Origin of the sequence: Fibrella forsythiae (assembly GCF_017353175.1) — a bacterium.
In the GTDB taxonomy this organism is placed as follows: Bacteria; Bacteroidota; Bacteroidia; order Cytophagales; family Spirosomataceae; genus Fibrella; species Fibrella forsythiae.
On sequence record NZ_JAFMYW010000048.1, the window covers coordinates 1 to 1,369 of the forward strand.

The following is a 1,369-nucleotide window of genomic DNA, read 5'->3' on the forward strand; positions in this document are numbered from 1 at the left end:
TTAGCCTGGTGCTTGAAGAGCTCGGCAAAAGCGTAGTAGCAGCTCACCCGCTCCAGAGCGGGCAGGGGACTGAGCAGGATCTCGGTAATTCGGTTATTGGGTGAGATACAGGCGCTGAGCAGAATATTGGTATCCACTACCACGATAATGGCAGAAACCGGGCCTTATTAGCCTGCCACCAGGACTGGTCGATCTGCCGGGCCAACTCGGCCGCTTGCTCCTCGGTGCCCTGGTTTTGGGCCGTGATCTCCAGGACGTTGATGTAATCAATCAGCTTCTGAATCGCCTGCATGATGACGGAGTCACTGGCTTGGATCAGAATCGTTTGGTCTACTCGTGTGATTACCATAAGGCGCTCGGTTTAGTCAAATATACCATATACTCAACAGGTGTGGCTACAATTGGTTTGGCGGGCTCACGGATGATAACGCTACCTTATCCCTGAGAATTGGCAATAGCCAGCTGGCAGAGGGGTCGGCTCCTGGTAATTAGTAAACATTTATCTGCTACACGCAGTACTAATTGGGCATACTCTCCCCTTTTACGCCCGCTTATGAAAGCCATTGCCTTTAGCGTCGGACCCTTCGAAGAACCCTTCCTCCGGACTACCGACCACGTTCTAACCCTGGTCCCGGACCAACTCAATCTGGCTACCGTTGAGCAGGCCAAAGGCTACGAAGCGGCCCTGATTTTTGGCACTGATGAGGCCACCAAAGACGTGCTGGCCCGCCTTAGCCAACTCGGCATTCGCTATGTACTTACCCGATCAGCGGGCATGGACCACATTGATCAGTCGGCCGCCAGTGAGCTGGGAATCGATGTCAAAAGTATTCCCGCTTATTCACCCGGTGCGATTGCCGAATATGCCGTCGCCCTCATGCTCACGCTGGGTCGGCACGTGCAGCAGGCCACCGATAACGCTCGCCAGTTTAACTTCAGGCTCACCCCCGATTTAGTTGGCTTTGAACTGCGGGGTAAAACCGTAGGCATCGCTGGCTACGGGCACATCGGTCAGGCACTGGCCTCGATTTTGGCAGGTTTTGGCTGCCACCTGCTGGCTTACGATTCAGCCCCTGATTCAGCTCAGGCCGAATCAGGTGTAGCTGTGGAATCGGTCTCTTTGGGAGCCTTACTGACCCGATCGGACATCATCAGTTTACATTTGCCCCTAACCGACGACACTCAGGGTCTGTTTAACCAGGCCACCTTCAGGCAGATGAAGCCTGGGGCCATGTTAATCAACACGGGGCGGGGGGGCGTTCTTGACACGGCCGATGCCATTGAGGCCTTAAAAAGCGGACAGCTTGGTTACCTTGGTATCGATGTGTATGAACATGAGCATGGGCTGTTCTTCGAGGATCGATCCGGC

The 1,369-nt window shown here is 54.5% G+C and carries 3 protein-coding genes; 1 reads left to right on the top strand and 2 read right to left on the bottom strand.

Translation table 11 applies throughout. The features are described 5' to 3' along the window. Window positions 1–143: PIN domain-containing protein (locus J2I46_RS33645; protein WP_374758116.1), on the bottom strand; the 143-nt coding region annotated here is incomplete at its 3' end. Beyond that, window positions 137–349, bottom strand: a complete 213-nt coding sequence (locus J2I46_RS32555; RefSeq protein WP_207333296.1) for a hypothetical protein — start codon at window positions 347–349, stop codon at window positions 137–139. The genes J2I46_RS32555 and J2I46_RS33645, both read right to left, overlap by 7 nt. A 204-nt stretch (window positions 350–553) precedes the next feature. On the opposite strand from J2I46_RS32555, the gene J2I46_RS32560 reads away from it, so the two are divergent. Beyond that, the coding region (locus J2I46_RS32560) for an NAD(P)-dependent oxidoreductase (protein WP_207333297.1) at window positions 554–1,369 on the top strand (816 nt) is incomplete at its 3' end.

What these genes read in the sequence shown, in the direction of transcription:
- J2I46_RS32555 (WP_207333296.1), bottom strand. Translation starts at nt 349, where the DNA reads ATGGTAATCACACGAGTAGACCAAACGATTCTGATCCAAGCCAGTGAC.